We start from the raw sequence: 19,105 nt of genomic DNA on the forward strand, positions 1-19,105 counted from the left end.
TGGATGTCACAACACTGCAACAACAGGGCAACAGGAACGTCATAGGGTGCAGTCATGCTGTGCCCTGATGCCATATCTGATGCCATACTTGATGACATAGACAAATAACAGGAGGGAACCATGGAACTGAAGGATCTTAAGCAGTTTGTCGCCAGCCACGACAACTTTGAAATTCGCGTGATTACCCATTCGGGTAGCCGTTTTTATCAGGTTGAGCTGGAAGATGTTGAAGGCGAGCGCCATATGCTGATGCAGCGTTCTAAGCCAATGCTATTTCGCTCGCTGGATGATGCCTATATGGAACTCAAACGGGCTGGCATTCACCGCGCTTACTTAGTACAGCACGTGCCGCACGATGAAGTAATTGGTCGTGACGCTCATTACAGCGAGCCGCTTACATCGCGTATGCCGTTAGTATTTTAAGTTTACGCGCTAACCCAAACGCTTCACGTATAAATCGTTAACTCTTAGCTTTACGCTTTTCCCACCACCGCCCGATTCGTATTCGACGACGGGCAAAATAACGGTAACCGGCATTCATCACGCCGCGTACACCCGGTAAGCATGAAATCTTCACCAGCCGCCGGTAGCCCAACACTGCATAGAGGGCACGGCTGGCATCCATCCCGATATACCACTCTCCTTGGCTATCTTGTAGATGTAGTTGGCCCATCATCGCATTAAATTCCTGCCCGTACGCCTGAGCGTTAAAGTCACTGGCCTGGATATCTACCAGTGCGATGCGTTCCTGGTGACGATGCTTTTTAAGCCATGCCACTTCTTGCTGACAAAAAGGGCAGTGACCGTCATGAAACAGCGTAACAGGGAGCGATGCCTTCAGTGGTGAGTAGCGGCTCATTGTTATTCCTTATTGGCGTTCGGTTGTGGATATTGCATAGCCAGCGGTGTGGCAGGTTTGCCCGTAGCTCGGCGATGTTTCCAGTTGTGCTAAAAAGTGTTCGGCCTGCTGGCGAATAGCCTCACGCTTCTCATCGTTCATGCGCCCTAGGGAGCCGTAGATTAGTTTCATTCGCGGGTTTTTATTTAATCGCTCCGCATTAGTTTCAAGGAAATGCCAATAAAGGCTGTTGAAAGGGCAGGCATTAGGCCCAGTAACCTGTTTTGGCGAGTAGCGGCAGTGCTGGCAGTGATCCGACATTTTGTCGATATATTTACCCGAGGCGCAGTAGGGCTTAGAGCCCATCAAGCCACCATCGGCATGGAGCACCATTCCTAGCGTATTAGGCAGTTCCACCCACTCGCTGGCATCGGCGTAGACCGCTAAGTACCAATCGCACAGAGCTTCCGGTTTGACGCCACAAAGGAGGGCAAAGTTGCCCGTGACCATGAGTCGTTGAATATGGTGGGCGTAGCTATTGTCGATGGTCATTTGAATAGCGCGCTGCAGGCAGCGCATATCGGTATTCGCATCCCAATAAAAGGTTGGCAGTTCACGCGTAAAGCCGAGTTGGTTGGTGCTTTTGTAGCTGGGCATCTGTGTCCAGTAGAGCCCACGTACATACTCGCGCCAGCCAAGAATTTGACGGATAAAGCCTTCAACTGCATTAATCGGGGCATCACCTGCGTAATAACACTGCTCGGCGGCTTCGCAAACCTCATGAGGAGACAGTAGGCCGATGTTCATCGCGGCAGAGAGTCGCGAGTGATACAAATAGGGTGCGGAATCGCTGATGGCATCCTGATAGCGGCCAAACTGAGCCAATCCATGCTGCATAAAGTGCTTAAGATCCACTAATGCCTGCTTACGGGTCACCGGAAGGTTAAAGTTCGTCAGTGTGCCCATATGATCACTAAAGTGGCGTTCCGCATCGGCCAGAGCGTCTTGGGTAAGCTTGTCTTGGCGGTGTTGTGGCAGCTCAGGAAACTCAAGCGCTGACTTGATGGGCTGGTGATTATCGTGATCATAATTCCACTTGCCGCCAGCAGGCTCATCGCCCTCCATCAGGAATCCGGTCCGCTTGCGCTGTTCACGGTAAAAATACTCAAGTCTTAACTGTTTGCGGCCACTTGCCCACTGGCTAAAATCGCTGGCGTCGTAAAAAAACGCTCATCTTCAAGAAGCCGCCAGGGAATCGTGGCGTCTTCACGCTGGTGCATCGTCTTCCACAGCCGCCACTCTCCAGGCCGCGCAACGCGTATCTCGTCGCAGCCATACTGTGCGGCTATACGCTCGGCTTCCTCAATGAGGGAGTGGCAATTATCGGCATCATCCAGGGCGCTGTAATGGACTTGGAAACCCTTATCACGCAGTGCCTGGGCAAAGTGACGCATGGCGGCCAAAAAAAGGGCGATTTTGTGAATATGATGAGGCACATAGCGTGCTTCTTCAGCGACTTCGCACAGAGCAACGACCGCATTGGTGGGGGCTTCTTGCAGCGTTGTGAGTGAAAAAGAGAGCTGGTCGCCGAGTACTAGAAGCAGAGGCTTAGACATGAGTTGGCCTGTAGTTATACAAATGATGTCAATAGTATAACTTTATGCCGCCGCTTTGCCGAAAAGTGATAGGATTTAGCCCTCTGGTATTCATAAATTGTATTAGTGATCAGTGACACCGTTATTTTCCAGGAGCAAGTGTAATGACCGAAAATGTCGTCAAGGATCAACCGGGCGAGGGTCGGTTGGCCCATGCACCTAGTGATCACCCGCCGGTGCCGCGTGCCAAGGTCGGTGTTGTGCTCGCGAACTTGGGAACACCGGATGCCACCGACTACTGGTCAATGCGTCGCTACTTGAATGAGTTCCTGTCCGATAAGCGCGTGGTCGACTATGCCGGTTGGAAATGGCAGCCACTGCTGCAGTTGATTATTTTGACTAAGCGTCCTTTTTCGTCGGGTAAGGCGTACCGCAGTATTTGGAATAACGAAAAAAACGAAAGCCCGCTGCTAACCACTACCCGGGCTCAAACCGAAAAAATGACGGCGCGGCTGAAAGCACTCTATGGTGACGATGTCGAAGTCGATTTTTGCATGCGCTATGGCAACCCTTCTACTAAAAGCGTGTTGACCCGAATGAAAGAGAAGGGCTGTGAAAAAATCGTCTTTTTCCCCCTCTACCCTCAGTACGGTTCTCCTACAACGGCAACGGCTAACGACGAAGCATTTCGTACGTTGATGAAAATGAAGTGGCAGCCATACATTCGCACAGTGCCCGCGTATTTCGACCATCCTGCCTATGTTCAGGCGTTGGCTAACTCGGTACAAGAAGCCTATGACGGTTTTGCGACCCGGCCCACCAAGCTTGTCGCGAGCTACCATGGGGTGCCCGAGCGTTACTTGATGGAGGGAGACCCTTACCACTGCCAGTGCCAGAAAACCACTCGTTTGCTGCGTGAGAAGCTTGGTTTCAGCAAAGAGGAGGTCGATACCGCCTTCCAGTCACAGTTTGGCCCTGAAAAGTGGGTTGGCCCGCAAACCGTCAAGCATGTAGCGGAGCTTGCCAAGCAGGGGCATAAACATATTGCGATTATGTCGCCGGCTTTCTCGTCAGATTGTGTTGAAACCCTGGAAGAGATTGAAGAGGAGATTCGCGATAGCTTTATGGAAGCGGGCGGAGAGACGTTTAGCTACATTCCTTGCCTGAATGATCGCGACGACCATATCGAAGCGCTACTAAGAGTTATCAATAATGAATTAGCGGGTTGGTTGTCTATTGCCTAACGTGTAACACCTTATTTGCTATAGTCATTTCTTGACAACAGCCGCAGACGAGTTTTTGTTCGCCAGCGGCTGTTTGCGTTTAAGCGTTTGACTGGTCAGTCAAAACCATCTGTTATAAGGTGTACAACTTTAGAATCACACTACTTCAACGCTGGCATGCCAGTGACAGGGCATGATGCCTGGGTATTCGCCTCAACCTCCAAGGTGAGCCTTTCATTTTTCAGGAGATTTCGCCAGATGCAACTTGCCGTTTTAATGGGGTTTTTGCTGGCCGCGTCGTCACCGCTACTGCATCGTTGGTTTGGGCATCGCACCAGTCTTGTACTGGCGCTTTTCCCAGCAGGGTTAGCGGCCTGGCTGTTACTACAAGCCCCTGAAATCATTGAGAACGGCAGCTTGCTGTTGGAGTGGCAGTGGGTGCCTTCCCTGGGTATCAGCCTTACTTTCCTGCTGGATGGTTTGTCACTTCTATTTGGGCTATTGATCACCGTCATGGGCGCCTGCGTGCTGGTGTATGCCGGTGGTTACTTAAAAGATCATCCCGATATCGCTCGCTTTCATATCGCACTCGTCGCCTTTATGGTCTCTATGCTGGGGCTGGTGTTAGCGGACGGACTGTTGACGCTGTTTATTTTCTGGGAACTCACCAGCATCACCTCTTATTTGCTGATTGGTTTTAATCACACTGATATTAACGCCCGAAAATCAGCACGTCAGGGCTTATTTGTTACCTTTGCTGGCGGCTTAGCGTTGATGGCAGGCCTGATATTGCTGGGTACTGCGAGCGGTAGCTGGTCGTTGGCGGAAATCCTTGGTCAGGAAGCTGACCTGCGCGAACACGCCCTCTACACACCCATGTTGGTCTGCTTGTTGCTAGGGGCATTTACCAAATCGGCTCAGTTTCCGTTTCACTTCTGGCTACCTAATGCCATGGCAGCACCTACGCCAGTCTCGGCTTACCTGCACTCTGCCACCATGGTAAAGGCCGGTATTTATTTGCTGGCGCGCTTGCATCCAGAGCTAGGCGGCACGGCGATGTGGGTGGGAATTCTTTCCGTCGTAGGCGCGACCACGATGCTCATCGGTGCGTTTCTGGCCATTCATCATACTAATGTCAAAAAACTGCTCGCCTACTCGACCATTATGGCGCTAGGAACGCTGACGATGCTGTTGGGTATTGGAACCGAGTACGCAATGACGGCTTTTGTCACCTTCCTGCTCGCCCATTCGCTATATAAAGGCGCGCTGTTTATGGTCGCGGGTATTCTTGATCATGAAACAGGCACCAAGGATGTGACTCAGATGGGCGGGCTGCGCGCATTAATGCCGGTAACGGCGATTATCGCCCTGGTAGCGGCACTGTCACTGGCAGGGGTGCCGCCGCTGTTCGGCTTTATCGGCAAGGAGCTAATGCTTGAGTCTGTGCTAGGCGCCGATAGCTTCCGCATGTTGTTGGTGCTATTCGCTTTTGTCGCTTCCATTTTGACGATCGCGGTGGCCTTTATCATTGCGTTACGGCCCTTTTATGGCAAACGTCGTCACACCCCGCTTGAGCCTCATGAGGCGCCTTTGAGTATGTTGGTGGGCCCTGCGTTACTGGCAGTAGGGTCGCTACTGTTGGGCTTAATGCCAGCCTTGCTAGGCGCTAATGCCTTATTAACGTCAGCTGCCACTTCTGTTTCTGGAGAAACGATGGAGGTGACACTGTCACTTTGGTACGGCATCAATGTGGCGTTGATAATGTCGATCATCAGCCTGGGCGTTGGCTTTTTGCTGTTTAAGCGTTGGGATAGTGTGCGAGCCAAGCTTTCATTACTGGCTCCGATCATGCGCCATGGTCCCGAAGCGGGCTATGAAAGCATGATGAACGGCATTGTGCAGTTCTCTGAGTGGCAAACACGGCTGCTGCAAAACGGCTATATGCGTAACTACATTCTGGTGATGTTGATCACGCTTATTGCGCTGATTGGGAATTCAATCTTGTTACGCCATTCGCCAATATTCGCTTTTGATCTTGATGTCCGTTTCCACGAGGTGGTGGTGGCGGGCACGATGGCAATGGGCGCTCTCTTTGCCACAACGACTCGCTCGCGCCTTGGGGCCGTCGTGTCGGTTGGGGTAATGGGTTTCTCTATTGCGTTAATTTTTATTCTTTTCAGCGCGCCGGACTTAGCGATTACTCAGTTACTGGTGGAAACTTTAACGGTGATTTTATTGGTGCTGGTGCTGTTTCGGCTGCCGAGGTTTTCAAATCTTTCCACCAGTCTAGAGCGCATAAGAGATGGTGTGGTAGCCGCGATGATGGGCATTTTGATCTGCTTATTGATTATGACTGCGTGGAGTATTCAGCAGTTTGAACCGATTTCGACGTACATGATTGAGAACAGTGCTCCGCTGGCTTACGGCCGCAATATCGTCAACGTTATTTTGGTGGATTATCGCGCTCTGGACACCCTGGGTGAGATGTTCGTGCTGGCACTCGCAGCGATTGGTGTAATTGCCATGCTTAAGCTGCGTCATGGAGAGAACAGCAATGGCAAGAGCGGGGAGAGCAGTAAAGTGACCACCAAGGAGCCTTACGATGGTTAAGTCAGGCACGATTATTCTCAATACGGCGGCACGGCTGTTGATGCCGCTGCAATTGCTGTTTTCTGTTTTTCTGCTGCTCAGGGGGCACGATGAGCCGGGCGGTGGTTTTATTGCCGGTTTGGTAGCCGCTGGGGCCTTTACGCTTTACCTGTTTGCCTTTGGGGTGAGCGCGACCAAAGAAGTACTGCGGATGGTCGACCCCCGGGACCTGATAGGTATCGGCCTGCTTCTGGGGATGATTTCGGTGGTGCCCGCCTGGTTTATGGGGCAGCCGTTTTTGACTGCCCAGTGGTGGACTATTCCAGTGATTGATTTTAAAGCCTCCACGCCGCTGATTTTTGATATCGGCGTTTACCTTGCCGTGCTGGGCTCCGTAACGGGCATGGTCATGACGCTGATGGAGGTGGATAAGGATGAACCCTGAATTCACAGGAGGCACCGCATGGAACCTTTGATGGCAGTGGCGATTGGTCTGCTGTATGCAACGGCCATTTTTATGATGCTGCGTCGCTCTATCGTCAAACTGGTGATTGGTTTGATGCTGCTTTCCAACGCTGCCAATTTGCTGATTTTCACCACGGCAGGCATGACCCGTGGTGCCCCGCCGCTGATTGCGGAAGGCATGATGCAGCCGCCTAGTGGCGTAGCTGACCCTTTGCCCCAAGCGGTTGTGCTAACAGCGATCGTGATTGCCTTCGGGGTGCTGGCGTTTGCAGTGGTATTGATTCGGCGTGCCTATGAAGTCGTTAAGGCCGATGATCTCGATAAGATGAAGGATACTGATACGTGAGGCCTGAAGTTGCTCTTCCCGTCCTCCTGCCCTTGTTGTCAGGGGCTATCTCGTTGCTGTTTTGGCGCTCGCGACCCATGCAGCGATTCATGGCGGTGGCTGGCAATGTCGCACTGCTGATAGTCAGCCTGTGGCTATTTGTATCGACGTTGTCAGATGGCTACGTAACGATGCAGATGGGCAGCTGGCCAGCCCCGTTTGGGATCACCTTAATTGCCGACTTGCTCAGTGCCGTCATGGTATTGATGACCGCAATTATCGGCTTGGCAATGGGGATTTATTCATTGGCAGCCACTGGCCGTGGCCATGAAAAATTCGGCTATTATCCCTTGATGCACCTGTTGCTTGCCGGGGTGACCGGCGCGTTTTTGACCGGCGATATCTTCAATCTTTATGTATGGTTTGAAGTGATGCTGGTGGCCTCATTCGCGCTGCTGATTTTGGGTGGCGAACGGGCCCAGATGGAAGGGGCGATTAAGTATGTCACGCTGAACCTGTTAGCGTCGGTGATCTTCCTGACGGCGGTGGGGCTACTTTACGGGATGGTGGGAACGCTCAACATGGCTGACATTGCGCTGCGCATGGATGAGGCAGAGCACACTGGCATGGTCGAAGTGTTAGCGGTCATGTTTATGGTGGCATTCGGGATCAAGGCGGCGGCCTTCCCGTTGTTCTTTTGGTTACCTGCGTCTTATCACACGCCGCCAGTCGCTGTTTCAGCGCTATTTGCCGGGCTACTCACCAAGGTTGGCGTTTATGCGATGTTCCGTGTTTTCACGCTGATATTCGATCAAACCATGGGCTATCTTCAGGACATTATGCTTTGGGGCGCAGTGTTTACCATGGTAACGGGCGTATTGGGTGCGGCAGCCCAGTATGAGTTCAGGCGCATTTTGTCGTTTCATATTGTCAGCCAAATTGGCTATATGATCTTAGGTTTGGCGCTTTATACACCGCTGGCGATTGCCGGGGGTGTGTTTGCCATCGTGCATAATATGGTGGTGAAGACCAATCTGTTCTTGGTTAGCGGTATTACCCATCGGTTGCAGGGCACGTACCAGCTTAAAAAAATGGGGGGGCTTTATCGTGAGCGTCCTTGGTTAGCCGTTGCCTTCTTTATCTCTGCCTTCTCGTTGGCCGGTGTGCCGCCGCTATCAGGTTTTTTTGCCAAGTTTGTGATTGTTCGCGCGGGTCTGGAAGTTGAGGCCTATGTGGCCACTGGTATTGCGCTGGCGGTGGGGCTAATGACGCTCTACTCCATGGTCAAAATTTGGAATGAAATATTCTGGAAATCGCTACCGGAAGATAATCTGGTACCCGAAACGGCCACGCCGACCGGTGACGATGGGCGGCTGTTAAAACCAAGTCTGTGGATGATGTATTTGCCAGTAATGGTGCTGGCTCTTTCATCGTTACTGATTGGTGTGTTTGCCGAACCGATTATGTGGGTAATGACCGGCATTGGTGATCAGTTGCTTGAGCCTCGCGGGTATATCGAAGCAGTGTTGGGCGCTTCAGCCAGTGCCGAAGATGTGCTGCTGGATTCAGCTGCCGCCGCAGATGAAGAACCTAAGGCTGACGCCGGGGAGGAGCTGCCATGACCGGTGCCATTTGGAACCTACTGTTAGGATTAGCCTGGGTACTGTTGAGCGGGGATTTCAGCGGACTGAATCTCCTTGTCGGCTTAATCTTCGGTTATATCACTCTGGTGCTAATTGAGCCTCAGTTGGATGCATTGAAAGGTTATCCTGCTCGTGTGCCGCGTTTTATCGGCTTTATCGGCTTTTTTCTAAAAGAACTCATTCAAGCCAACTTACGTGTCGCTTTCGATATCGTGACGCCACCTTGGCATATGAAGCCGGGGGTTATCGCTATGCCGCTTTCCGCCCGCACCGAAATGGAAATTACCATGGTGGCCAATCTGATTTCATTGACACCGGGAACGCTGAGCCTGGATGTGTCTGATGACCGTAAGGTGCTGTATATCCATGCGATGTTTTTAGATCACGAAGAGGAGTTACGGCGTAATTTAAAAGAGATGGAGCACCGGGCCCTGGAGCTGTTTCGCTAATGGATACGGTTATTCTGATCAGCCAAGTTATCATGAGCTTGGCGCTTATCCTGACCTTTGTACGTGTCGTGCGTGGCCCGAGCCTTCCCGACCGCGTGGTCGCATTGGAGCTTTTTTCAACCACCGTGGTTGGGTTGGTTGGGGTATATGCGATCAAGTCAGATGTTGCCAGCTTCCTGGATGCCGCCATTGTGATCGCCTTGATGGGGTTCTTGGCGGCGATGGCATTTGCACGCTTTTTGGAAAGGGGAGGCCCACGGGATGATTGATTTTATAAAAGGCACACTCATCATCGCGGGCTCGCTATTTATACTGCTTGCCGCGGTAGGCCTGCTGCGGTTGCCTGATTTGCTAACGCGTATGCACGCAACCACAAAAGCGGCGGCGTTGGGCGTGATTTTGGTTATGCTGGCAGCCGCTATGCACTTTGCAGAAGTAGGTATTGTGGCCCGTTCGTTTGCCATTATTGTGTTTATTTTGATGACTGCACCGGTCGCGGCCCATGTTATTGGGCGAGCCGGTTACTTTGTCGGTTCCAAGCTTTGGAGTGGAACGGTCAAGGATGAATTGCGCCCTAACTACGACCCATTGACCCACGAATTAAAAAGTGGCCTGGAAACGCAGGAAAATGCCAAGCGCCAGCCAAGGGAAACAGACCCCGACTAAATAACGCTGACGACATCAGTTGTTACACAAACCCTATCACCCGCCAGTGAATAACCGCCATTGAGCCACCTTCGCACAGGTGGCTTTTTCATATCCTCTGTTTAATAAATCCCGTTTTTTTATACACACTAGTGAAAGCTCACCATGTATAATAATTATACTGTATAAGATAATGTGTCTATGTTTTGCGGCATGCTACATGCTGCACGTGAGTAATGTTCAATGCACCGCAAACAACATCTGTCGCAAAAAACCTGCGTTCAATGCGAGCGTCCTTTCTTTTGGCGGAAAAAATGGGCGCGCTGCTGGGACGAGGTGTGCTACTGCAGCGAACGCTGCCGTCGTAGTGCTAAGCAGTCAAAGCGCTTGGCATCAAAGCACCCCAAGGAGGCACAAGCATGAACAGCACGATCGATATTGTCTGGCTGCAAGACGACCTGCGTATTGCGGATAATCCTCTTTTTCACTTTACCGCTCGTCCTAGCTACCTGCTTTGTCTCTTTGTCGTGGATGAGCAGTGGTTGGCGCCTCTTATAGAGGGCGAATCGACGCCGCGGATCGGGCCAGCCCGATTACGCTTTTTATGGCAAAGTTTGATGGAATTGCGCGGTGAGCTTTTGCAACGCGGCAGTGATTTGTTAGTACGCATTGGTAAGCCGAGTAATGTTGTCATTGAGTTGGCCGCTTCGCTTAATGCCCGACAAGTGCGCGTTGCCGAGCATCCTGGGGTTGACGAAAATGCCCATATCCAAGCAGTTGTAGAGTCGCTGCCTAGTGAAACAACCGTTACGCGCATGGAAAGCGGGCGCCTCTTTGAACGCCATGCATTGCCTTTCGAGCAGGCGGCATTACCCAACAGCTTTTCTGCCTTCAGGCGTAGCGTAGAGCAAGAATGTACGGTGCCTGAGAATCGCTGCGCACCGGTAACGCTGCCCCCCTGGCCTGAAGCTCCCAGAGGGTTTCCACCCTTGAAAGCTGTCTGTGAGCAGAGCGCCACCTGGCAGCCGGATAGCCGTCAGGGCTATGTGTATCGGGGCGGTGAATCGGCGGCACATACGCGCCTTAACGATTACATTTGGCGTCAACAGGGCGCAGAGACGTATAAGAAAACCCGCAATGGTCTGCTGGGCGCGAATTTTTCAACCCGTGTTTCACCTTGGCTCGCCCGCGGCTGTCTGTCAGCCCGCCAAGTGTATGCGGCGGTGAAAGCGTGGGAAGCGGAGCACGGCAGCACCGAATCGAGTTATTGGATTACTTTTGAGCTACTGTGGCGGGAGTATTTTATCCGTGTCGCCGAGCTGGAAGGGACGAAGATGTTTGGCTCTCGTCAACCAGCCACGCCCTGTGCCGCTTTTGATGCTTGGCGAAATGCTACCACCGGGCTGCCGTTTGTCGATGCCGCGATGTTAGAGCTGCGACACACTGGCTGGTTATCCAATCGCGCCCGGCAAAACGTGGCCAGCTTTTTGGTGAAAGACTTAAAAGTGGATTGGCGATTAGGCGCTTTATGGTTTGAGCACTGCTTGGTTGATTACGATGTTGCCAGTAACTGGGGTAATTGGCGTTATATTGCCGGGGTAGGGCGGGATCCACGACAGGATCGCTATTTTAATGTGCTTAAGCAGGCAGGCCATTACGACCCACAAGGGCTGTATGTTGCACACTGGTTGAAACCGCTCGAAAATTTCCCCCCTGGTTTAGCACGCCACCAACCATGGCGTGTCAATGCTCTCGCGTTTAAGGCGCCTTATGTTGAACCTGAACAGTGGGCGCAGTGGCTAATTCCTTACCAAGAAGCGGTTACAACAGCCAAGCCGCCTATATTGACTATCGTTACAAAGTAACCTTCACTGATGACCAGCCGTGAAGGCTGGCATCTACGACTTTTCTAGGCCATCATCCCAGGCATGCCAAGGACTGCCTAAGGATATAAATGATGTCTCGTAATTTTTCTGCTGGGCGACCATTCCGCCCTTTAGTATGTGCCTCGTTCATTGCCGCGTTAAGCACTCCTTTTGCAGGCAGTGTTGCGCTCGCCGACTCTCAATTGATGACAGAAGTAGATACTCAGGCGGCTACTGAGGTTAGTTATGCAAATTTTCAGCAGTGGCTTCAGGAGTTTCGTCAGTATGCCGCCAACCAGGGAATCAGTGAAGCAACCCTGAGCAGTGCACTGGATGGCGTACGCTTTCGCGAGCGGGTGATTGAGCTCGACGGTTATCAGCCCGAATTTGTCCGCGCTATCTGGGAATACCTTGATACTGCGGTGTCGTCTACACGGGTTAATACCGGGAGGGAGAAGTTCGCGGCCCACCGGGATACCGCGCTGCAGATGCAGCAGCGCTTTGGCATCCCTGCCGAAATTATCGTCGCTATCTGGGGAATCGAGAGCAACTACGGCAGTAATTTCGGCGATTTCTCGACCTTGGAATCCCTTGCCACACTGGCTTATGACGGACGGCGTCGTGACTTTGCTCGTGATGAACTACTCGCTGCCTTGCGTATTATCGACGAAGGAGATATCGCCGCCGAGCAGATGAAAGGCTCTTGGGCAGGGGCGATGGGTCATACCCAGTTTATCCCCAGCAGTTTTGAAGCCTATGCCGTGGACGGCGATGGTGATGGCCGTCGCGATATCTGGGGCAGTATCCCCGACGTTATGGCATCAACGGCTAACTATCTTGACCGGGCTGGCTGGCATGCCGGTCAGCCGTGGGGAGTCGAGGTGCGTTTGCCAGAAGGCTTTGATTATGCTCAGACCGAGCGACGCAGCAGCGCCGAATGGCGTTCTCAAGGCGTAGAGGCGTGGCAGGACGAGTTGCCAGACTTTGATAGTGCGGCCATGGTTATTCCTGCTGGCGCCGATGGTCCTGCCTTCCTGGCAGGCGCAAATTTTCGTGCCATTTTACGCTATAACAATGCGACCAGTTATGCGTTGGCTGTTGCAACTTTGGGTGATGCGATCGCCGGGCGTGATGGGATACAGCATGCCTGGCCGCGGGATCAGCAACCGCTTACCCGTGACGATGTTCAAGAGCTTCAGCGGGGCCTAAACCGCGTTGGTTACTCTGTGGGCGGCGCGGATGGCGTAATGGGGCCCAATACACGCCAGGGGTTGCGGAACTTCCAGCGAGATCAAGGGTTAATACCGGATGGCTTTGCGACGCAAGCACTGCTTGAGCAGTTACGCAGTCATTTAGAGTGATCAGGTTAAATCGAATTTACCAAGGATGATGTTATGCAATTAATGGGCAAAAAGTTACTAGAAAAGTTACTAGGCAGTGTGTTGATGGGAGGCTTGCTCTCTGCCTCCGTGGCAATGGCCGATGACGATCAAGTATTTGGCTGGGTTGAAAAAGCAACCCTGCAGCCCTGGGATATTGAGGTGAAGGCCAAGCTCGATAGCGGCGCCTTAACCTCCTCGCTAGATGCGCGGGATATTGAGCTGTTTGAGCAAGATGATGAAGAGTGGGTACGCTTTCGTTTAAAGCTTGAAGATCAGGCGAGTGGTGAGGTCTTCAGTGATCAGATTGAGCGTCCGCTCTACCGAGAATTAGCAGTGCGCGGAGCCGGCGGCCGCGACGAACGCCCTGTGGTGCTGCTGGAAGTCTGTATGGGCGACACTATTTATGAAGAGCAATTCAGTCTGCGCGACCGCGAAGAGATGAACTACCCGCTACTACTGGGCCGCCGTACGATTAGCCACCTTGGCATGCTAGATGTGCGTGAAACCTTCTTGCAAGATCCTGACTGTGGGGAAAACGCAACCGTTGTGCCCCACGACCCGGAAGATGACCAATCTTAACCACTTACATTTACACTGACATTTTCTAAGTTAAAACAGCCGTGACAGCAGGGCGGTCACGGCTGTTTCGACGCGTAGAATGCGCGGACCAAGGTGCATGCCCTCGCAACCCGCTGCCAGCAACTGCTCGACTTCCCACGCTATAAACCCTCCCTCTGGCCCTACCAATAATAAAGTAGGTTCACTAATATTTCTTGGGCAGGGATCAGGCATACCGGGGTGGGCGACCAATCCGCGGCGGTTGCCCAGTAGGCCAGGTAGTTGCTGCTCCAGAAATGGACGAAAGCCTTTGCTCAGCGTGACAGTAGGTAGCTGTGTATCGCGCGCTTGTTCCAGGCCTAATAGTAGGTGTTGATGAATTTTCTCAGCGCGTAACTCGGGTGACTGCCAGTAGCTTTTTTCTACCCGCTTGGTATGCAGTAAGGTGATCTCTTTCACACCCAGCGCCGTTACATGCTCCAACGTGCGCGCTAGCATCCGCGGGCGGGGGAGTGCTAGCACCAAGTGCACGGGAAGTGGTGGCGGCGGTGGTTCATCAAGGGCTTCCAGTTGGAAATAGGCGCGTTCCGGCGTCAGTTCCTTCAGCAGCGCTTTACCCATGTTGCCACCCTGTACACCTACGGTAAGACGGTCGCCGGGGGTCGAGCGATGGACATCGCGCAAATGGGTCAGGCGACGTGGGTCGGTGATGCAGACGTGGCTGTCGGCGGTAAAATCGTTAGGATCAAGCAAAATCAAATTCATAATGAGGGTCTATTGGTCACAGAACAGGCGCAGTGCGTCTTGCTAAACTATTAAGGTGGCTTGCATGGACGCGTGGTGCAGGCACAATACCAGTAACGGGAACAAAAGCCCCTATCGCGTTTAAGGAGATGCGCCGTGCGCGTGATTCGCAAGTATGCTAATCGTAGGTTGTATGATACGCAGCAAAGTCGTTATGTAACGCTGGAAGACCTGCGCCGTTTAATTATCGAAGAAGAGCCATTTCGGGTAGAAGATGCCAAAAGCAGGGAAGATCTGACGCGTACTATTTTGCTCTCTATTATTATCGAGCAGGAGCAAGCGGACAGCGAGGCAGAAGTATTTTCTAACGACCTGCTGGCGCAATTAATCCGCGTTTACGACATGACATCACCGTTGCCGCTGTCGCGCTACCTAGAACAGGGCACTCAACTGATGTTAGAGCAGCAAAAACGCTTGCAAAGTCAGTGGAAGCAGGCGATGCGTAACACGCCGTTGGAGTTTATGCGCGAGTTAGCTGAAGAGAATATGCGCTTTTGGCAAAACACGCTGAACCAACCCGGTCAAGCCGATGACTCAGAAGATACAACGCAGACTGAGAGCGATAACCGCGACACCGACGATGATAACAAACCTACCTCCTGACCCCACTCGCCGCTGCGCTGTGGCATAATGCCGCCGATAAAGCTCTCCCGTTTGAGAAGGATGCACATGAAGGTTTTGATGATAGGCGGCGGTGGTCGTGAGCACGCCCTGGCTTGGAAATTAGCGCAATCTAAACAGGTTGAACAAGTATTTGTCGCGCCTGGAAACGCAGGCACCGCCACGGAGCCTAAGTTAACCAATGTGGCGATTGCGGCAACCGATTTAGAGGGTCTGATCGCCTTTGCCCGTGATGAGCAGATTGGCCTTACCGTGGTAGGCCCTGAGGCGCCTTTAGTAGACGGTGTGGTCGATCGTTTTCAAGCAGCAGGGTTAACAATTTTTGGTCCTACGCAGGCGGCTGCCCAGTTGGAAGGTTCCAAATCCTTTACCAAGGATTTCCTGGCTCGTCATGAAATCCCTTCAGCGGACTATCAAACCTTTACTGAGGTACCCCCCGCGCTGGCCTATCTGCAAAAAATGGGTGCGCCGATAGTGATCAAGGCGGATGGCCTGGCTGCGGGTAAAGGCGTCATCGTAGCCCTTAGCGAGGCCGAAGCAGAGGCCGCTATACGCGATATGCTGGAAGCCAATGCGTTTGGCGATGCAGGCGCTCGGGTGGTGATTGAAGAGTTCCTAGAGGGTGAAGAGGCGAGCTTTATTGTCATGGTGGACGGTGAGAATGTCGTGCCTATGGCGACTAGCCAAGACCATAAACGTGCCTACGATGGTGATACCGGCCCGAATACGGGTGGTATGGGGGCTTATTCGCCAGCACCGGTGGTTACCCCTGAGGTTGATGCGCGCATTATGGAGCAGGTTATTCTGCCCACCGTGCGTGGCATGGCTGCCGAGGGCAATGCCTATACGGGGTTCCTGTATGCAGGCTTAATGATTGATGGCGCCGGTAACCCTCGCGTTATTGAGTACAACTGCCGCTTCGGTGACCCTGAAACCCAGCCGATTATGCTGCGCTTGCTTTCTGACCTGGCGGAGCTTTGCTTGGCGGGTGCCGAAGGCCGATTGGCCGGGCAGCGTTGCGAATGGGATTCGCGTGCGGCGGTAGGCGTGGTATTGGCTGCTGGGGGCTACCCTGGCAGCTATCGCAAAGGCGATGTTATCCACGGCTTAGCAGACGCTGAACAGACGGGTTGCAAAGTGTTTCACGCGGGCACAGCGCAAAATGCCAAGGGTGAAATCACCACGGCAGGCGGTCGTGTGCTGTGCGTAACAGCGTTAGGTGATAGCGTTTCAGAAGCGCAGCAGCAAGCGTACCAAGGCGTTCACGCGATTCACTGGGAAGGCGTTGAGTGTCGACGTGATATCGCGTTCAGAGCGATTGCTCGCGAGAGGTAAGTAAGCCTGATGCTGAGCTAGCTCTGAATGCATACGCCGTTTAAACCGAGGTTCCCTACTTCACTGACGAGGAAAAGGCATGGAGCGTGTCAAGCTGGACTTTCCCGCTGAAGCGGTCATTCATCGTCACTCTTTGACAGTGCGGGTAACCGATATGAACTACGGCCGCCACTTGGGGCACGATGCGGTGGTATCGCTGCTCCACGAGGCGCGTATTCAGGCCTTTGCGGCGCTGGATCTGCCTGAATGGGACATGCACGGGCATCCATCGGTCGTCGCCGACCTTGCGATAACGTATCAAAGTGAAGCACGCTGGCCCGACGCTTTGATCATTGCGACTGCCGTGCCTGAGCCTCAAGGTACAGCGTTGACAGTTTATCAGCGCATTTATCAGGCAGATTCCCAGCAGGTTGTCGCGACAGCACGGGTTAATCAACTGCTGATTGATCTTGCTACGGGTCGTCCTGTTGAGGTGCCTGAGCAGGTTAAACAAGCGCTTGCACATGCGAGGAGCGGCTGATGTCACGGGAGTATCCGATCATTGCGGTCACCGGCTCTTCTGGGGCGGGCACGACCACCGTTCGGCGCAGTTTTGAGCGGATGTTTCTGCGTGAAGATGTGCATGCAGCCGTGGTTGATGGCGATGCCTTTCACCGCTACACCCGCGATGATTTGCACCGTATCTTCCGGGAGGAGCCCGAGCGCAAAGATGAGCTTTCTCATTTTGCCGTAGAGGCAAACTTACTGGACCGCCTGGAAGGCTTGTTTAGCGAGTATGGCGAACACGGTTCAGGTACCTTTCGGCACTATATCCACGCCGAAGATAAGCAGAAAATTGAAGCGGGCTACCGGGTGGGGACGTTCACCGAGTGGCAATCGCTGCCCTGTGGAACCGACCTGCTGTTCTATGAAGGGCTGCACGGCGGGCTGGTGACTGAAGAGTATGATATTGCCCGCCATGTGGATCTTTTGGTAGGCGTGGCACCCACAATGAATCTGGAGTGGATTCAAAAAATCGACCGTGACACCAAACTGCGTGGTTATTCACAAGAAGCGGTTATTGACACTATCCTGGGCCGGATGGATGACTATGTCCGTTATATCCAACCGCAGTTCTCGCGCACCCACATCAATTTTCAGCGGGTGCCTACTGTTGATACCTCCAACCCCTTTGAAGTGCAGGATATTCCCACCGACGCTGAGTCGTTTGTGGTCATCCGCTTTCGAGATCCCTCCACGGTTGATTTCCCTTGGCTGCTGGCAATGATCAAAGATTCGTTTATGACCCGCCCGCATACCTTGGTGGTACCCGGCGCGCGGATGTCGCTGGCCATGGAGCTCATACTTGCCCCTCTGGTCAGGCATCTACTGGCGCAGCGGCGCTTCCGTTAATCGTGACCGTCAGCATTGGCTGAAAGCCGTAAGGAGAGTTATATGGATTGTCTGTTTTGCAAAATCATCAAGCGCGAAATCCCTGCCGATATCGTTTATGAAGATGAGCATGTGTTGGCGTTTAACGATATTGGCCCTCAGGCGCCGACGCATCAGTTGATTATTCCCAAAAAACATATCGCCACACTCAATGATATCGATGAAACCGACCTTGTCACGGTAGGGCGGCTGCAGTTTACTGCCGCCAAGCTTGCCCGTGAGCAGGGCTTTGCTGAAGATGGCTATCGTGTGGTTATGAACTGCAACGAAATGGGTGGGCAAACGGTCTACCATATCCACATGCATTTAATGGGTGGGCGCGCTTTCACGTGGCCTGCTGGTTAGTCTAAGTAGACCGCTATCGTCACCCGTCATCAAACAACGGAGTGTTGCCATGGATCGTCAACAGAGTCGTTCGGATCGCGTTATTCACCAGTTTGATACTGTTTTACGTACGCTAATACCGCACGCGGCCGCATCGCAGCGCACCAGCCCTGCAGCGGGTGTTGTCGATGGTGCGCTCAATGATCAAGAGCGCCGTCACGCGGCGGGTTTGATGCGGATCAATCATACTGGGGAAGTGTGTGCCCAGGCGCTGTACCAGGGACAGAGCGTGACCGCTAAACTTCCTAATGTGCGTCAACAGGTTGAGCAGTCTGCACTGGAAGAAATCGATCATCTGGCTTGGTGTGATGAGCGTTTAGTGCAGTTACAAAGCCATCCCAGCTATTTAAACCCACTCTTTTATGTAGCCTCGTTTGGCATCGGTGCTGCGACTGGGGCCGTCAGTGATCGTATCAGTTTGGGGGTTGTTGCCGCCACGGAAGAACAGGCAGGTAAACATCTGGATGCTCACCAAAAATCGCTACCTCCCGGCGACTATCGCTCACGGGCCATCCTACGCCAAATGGCTGTTGATGAGGCGCATCACGCCCATCTTGCTTTAGAGGCAGGGGGCATTCGTTTTCCTGCCCCGGTGAAGTGGGGCATGCGACTGGCATCGAAAGTCATCTCTAAAAGTGCCTATCACCTTTAAATTCTAATAGACGCCGCATAATGGAGTGTGCAGCAAACCCCTAAGGGAAGCGATAACCAAGGAAAGGAGCAAAGGATGCTAGGCAATGCAGTGCTGTTTTTCATCATTGCGATTATCGCGGGAGTGGTTGGCTTTTCTGGCATTGCCGGGGCTGCTTCGACCATTGCGCAAATACTGTTCGTGCTATTTTTAATTCTGTGTATCGTTTCATTTCTTACTGATCGCAGACGTTAGGCGTTTACTGACATCAGCGCAATTAAAAAGGCCCCGCAGTGCGGGGCCTTGGCTATCAATATCACGC

At 52.8% G+C, this 19,105-nt stretch carries 22 protein-coding genes and 1 pseudogene; 20 read left to right on the forward strand and 3 right to left on the reverse strand.

Going from position 1 to position 19,105, the window contains the following annotated elements; translation table 11 throughout:
- Positions 1-120: 120 nt before the first annotated feature.
- Positions 121-423 carry a DUF6482 family protein gene (locus tag V8L71_RS13930; RefSeq protein WP_008958985.1) on the forward strand — a complete coding sequence of 101 codons (303 nt, stop codon included), beginning with the start codon at positions 121-123 and terminating at the stop codon, positions 421-423.
- A 37-nt stretch (positions 424-460) separates the two neighbouring features.
- Here the strand turns inward: V8L71_RS13930 and V8L71_RS13935 are convergent, their stop codons facing one another.
- Both V8L71_RS13935 and V8L71_RS13940 read right to left on the reverse strand, forming a co-directional pair.
- Entirely contained in the window at positions 461-859 is a 399-nt protein-coding gene (locus V8L71_RS13935) for a thiol-disulfide oxidoreductase DCC family protein (protein WP_008958986.1), read from the reverse strand.
- 9 nt (positions 860-868) lie between these two features.
- Positions 869-2,454 (reverse strand): annotated as a pseudogene (locus V8L71_RS13940) (cryptochrome/photolyase family protein).
- A 143-nt stretch (positions 2,455-2,597) separates the two neighbouring features.
- Here V8L71_RS13940 and hemH point away from each other — a divergent pair.
- The 12 genes from hemH to rloA3 all read left to right on the forward strand — a co-directional run bounded on the left by hemH (position 2,598) and on the right by rloA3 (position 13,598).
- A complete protein-coding gene (gene hemH / locus V8L71_RS13945) occupies positions 2,598-3,677 on the forward strand; it encodes a ferrochelatase (protein WP_336274479.1) in 1,080 nt (359 codons plus the stop codon).
- Positions 3,678-3,914: 237 nt separating this feature from the next.
- Positions 3,915-6,266, forward strand: coding sequence for a putative monovalent cation/H+ antiporter subunit A (locus V8L71_RS13950; RefSeq protein ID WP_336274480.1), 2,352 nt, complete (start codon positions 3,915-3,917; stop codon positions 6,264-6,266).
- The gene (locus V8L71_RS13955; protein ID WP_336274481.1) at positions 6,259-6,690 is read left to right on the forward strand and encodes a Na+/H+ antiporter subunit B; all 432 of its coding nucleotides are present in this window, start codon (positions 6,259-6,261) and stop codon (positions 6,688-6,690) included. Before V8L71_RS13950 ends, V8L71_RS13955 begins: the two co-directional genes overlap by 8 nt.
- An 18-nt stretch (positions 6,691-6,708) precedes the next feature.
- On the forward strand, positions 6,709-7,056 hold the full coding sequence (locus V8L71_RS13960; protein WP_008958992.1) for a Na+/H+ antiporter subunit C: 348 nt from the start codon (positions 6,709-6,711) through the stop codon (positions 7,054-7,056).
- Positions 7,053-8,657, forward strand: a complete 1,605-nt coding sequence (locus V8L71_RS13965) for a Na+/H+ antiporter subunit D (RefSeq protein ID WP_336274482.1) — start codon at positions 7,053-7,055, stop codon at positions 8,655-8,657. The genes V8L71_RS13960 and V8L71_RS13965 overlap by 4 nt, the downstream gene beginning before the upstream one ends.
- Positions 8,654-9,127 carry a Na+/H+ antiporter subunit E gene (locus V8L71_RS13970; RefSeq protein ID WP_336274483.1) on the forward strand — a complete coding sequence of 158 codons (474 nt, stop codon included), beginning with the start codon at positions 8,654-8,656 and terminating at the stop codon, positions 9,125-9,127. The genes V8L71_RS13965 and V8L71_RS13970 overlap by 4 nt, the downstream gene beginning before the upstream one ends.
- A complete protein-coding gene (locus tag V8L71_RS13975) occupies positions 9,127-9,396 on the forward strand; it encodes an MrpF/PhaF family protein (protein WP_176302034.1) in 270 nt (89 codons plus the stop codon). Before V8L71_RS13970 ends, V8L71_RS13975 begins: the two co-directional genes overlap by 1 nt.
- On the forward strand, positions 9,389-9,793 hold the full coding sequence (mnhG, locus tag V8L71_RS13980; protein ID WP_176302035.1) for a monovalent cation/H(+) antiporter subunit G: 405 nt from the start codon (positions 9,389-9,391) through the stop codon (positions 9,791-9,793). Before V8L71_RS13975 ends, mnhG begins: the two co-directional genes overlap by 8 nt.
- 222 nt (positions 9,794-10,015) lie before the next feature.
- Positions 10,016-10,195: a DUF2256 domain-containing protein gene (locus V8L71_RS13985; RefSeq protein ID WP_101147810.1), complete on the forward strand. Its 180-nt coding sequence runs from the start codon at positions 10,016-10,018 to the stop codon at positions 10,193-10,195.
- Positions 10,192-11,637 (forward strand): DASH family cryptochrome, encoded by a 1,446-nt coding sequence (locus V8L71_RS13990; RefSeq protein WP_336274484.1) that lies wholly within the window; start codon positions 10,192-10,194, stop codon positions 11,635-11,637. The genes V8L71_RS13985 and V8L71_RS13990 overlap by 4 nt, the downstream gene beginning before the upstream one ends.
- 92 nt (positions 11,638-11,729) lie before the next feature.
- Positions 11,730-12,998, forward strand: coding sequence for a lytic murein transglycosylase (locus V8L71_RS13995; protein ID WP_336274494.1), 1,269 nt, complete (start codon positions 11,730-11,732; stop codon positions 12,996-12,998).
- Between the two features lie 33 nt (positions 12,999-13,031).
- On the forward strand, positions 13,032-13,598 hold the full coding sequence (rloA3, locus tag V8L71_RS14000) for a retropepsin-like aspartic peptidase RloA3 (RefSeq protein ID WP_101147814.1): 567 nt from the start codon (positions 13,032-13,034) through the stop codon (positions 13,596-13,598).
- A 30-nt stretch (positions 13,599-13,628) separates the two neighbouring features.
- Here the strand turns inward: rloA3 and V8L71_RS14005 are convergent, their stop codons facing one another.
- Positions 13,629-14,342, reverse strand: coding sequence for a 16S rRNA (uracil(1498)-N(3))-methyltransferase (locus V8L71_RS14005; protein WP_336274485.1), 714 nt, complete (start codon positions 14,340-14,342; stop codon positions 13,629-13,631).
- A gap of 135 nt (positions 14,343-14,477) precedes the next feature.
- On the opposite strand from V8L71_RS14005, the gene phaR reads away from it, so the two are divergent.
- From phaR to V8L71_RS14040, 7 genes are all read left to right on the forward strand, one after another.
- Positions 14,478-14,984, forward strand: coding sequence for a polyhydroxyalkanoate synthesis repressor PhaR (phaR, locus tag V8L71_RS14010; protein ID WP_336274486.1), 507 nt, complete (start codon positions 14,478-14,480; stop codon positions 14,982-14,984).
- 66 nt (positions 14,985-15,050) lie between these two features.
- Complete coding sequence (purD, locus tag V8L71_RS14015; protein WP_101147819.1) at positions 15,051-16,337, forward strand: phosphoribosylamine--glycine ligase; 1,287 nt, start codon at positions 15,051-15,053, stop codon at positions 16,335-16,337.
- A gap of 79 nt (positions 16,338-16,416) precedes the next feature.
- Positions 16,417-16,857 (forward strand): acyl-CoA thioesterase, encoded by a 441-nt coding sequence (locus V8L71_RS14020; protein ID WP_101147821.1) that lies wholly within the window; start codon positions 16,417-16,419, stop codon positions 16,855-16,857.
- Entirely contained in the window at positions 16,857-17,729 is an 873-nt protein-coding gene (locus V8L71_RS14025) for a phosphoribulokinase (protein WP_008959627.1), read from the forward strand. The genes V8L71_RS14020 and V8L71_RS14025 overlap by 1 nt, the downstream gene beginning before the upstream one ends.
- A gap of 42 nt (positions 17,730-17,771) precedes the next feature.
- Positions 17,772-18,113, forward strand: coding sequence for a histidine triad nucleotide-binding protein (locus V8L71_RS14030; RefSeq protein ID WP_008959626.1), 342 nt, complete (start codon positions 17,772-17,774; stop codon positions 18,111-18,113).
- Between the two features lie 49 nt (positions 18,114-18,162).
- The gene (gene coq7 / locus V8L71_RS14035; RefSeq protein ID WP_336274487.1) at positions 18,163-18,804 is read left to right on the forward strand and encodes a 2-polyprenyl-3-methyl-6-methoxy-1,4-benzoquinone monooxygenase; all 642 of its coding nucleotides are present in this window, start codon (positions 18,163-18,165) and stop codon (positions 18,802-18,804) included.
- Between the two features lie 75 nt (positions 18,805-18,879).
- Positions 18,880-19,038 (forward strand): DUF1328 domain-containing protein, encoded by a 159-nt coding sequence (locus V8L71_RS14040; RefSeq protein WP_101147824.1) that lies wholly within the window; start codon positions 18,880-18,882, stop codon positions 19,036-19,038.
- The last annotated feature ends 67 nt before the right edge of the window (positions 19,039-19,105 follow it).

The organism is Vreelandella indica, from assembly GCF_037070225.1.
GTDB lineage: Bacteria > Pseudomonadota > Gammaproteobacteria > Pseudomonadales > Halomonadaceae > Vreelandella > Vreelandella arctica.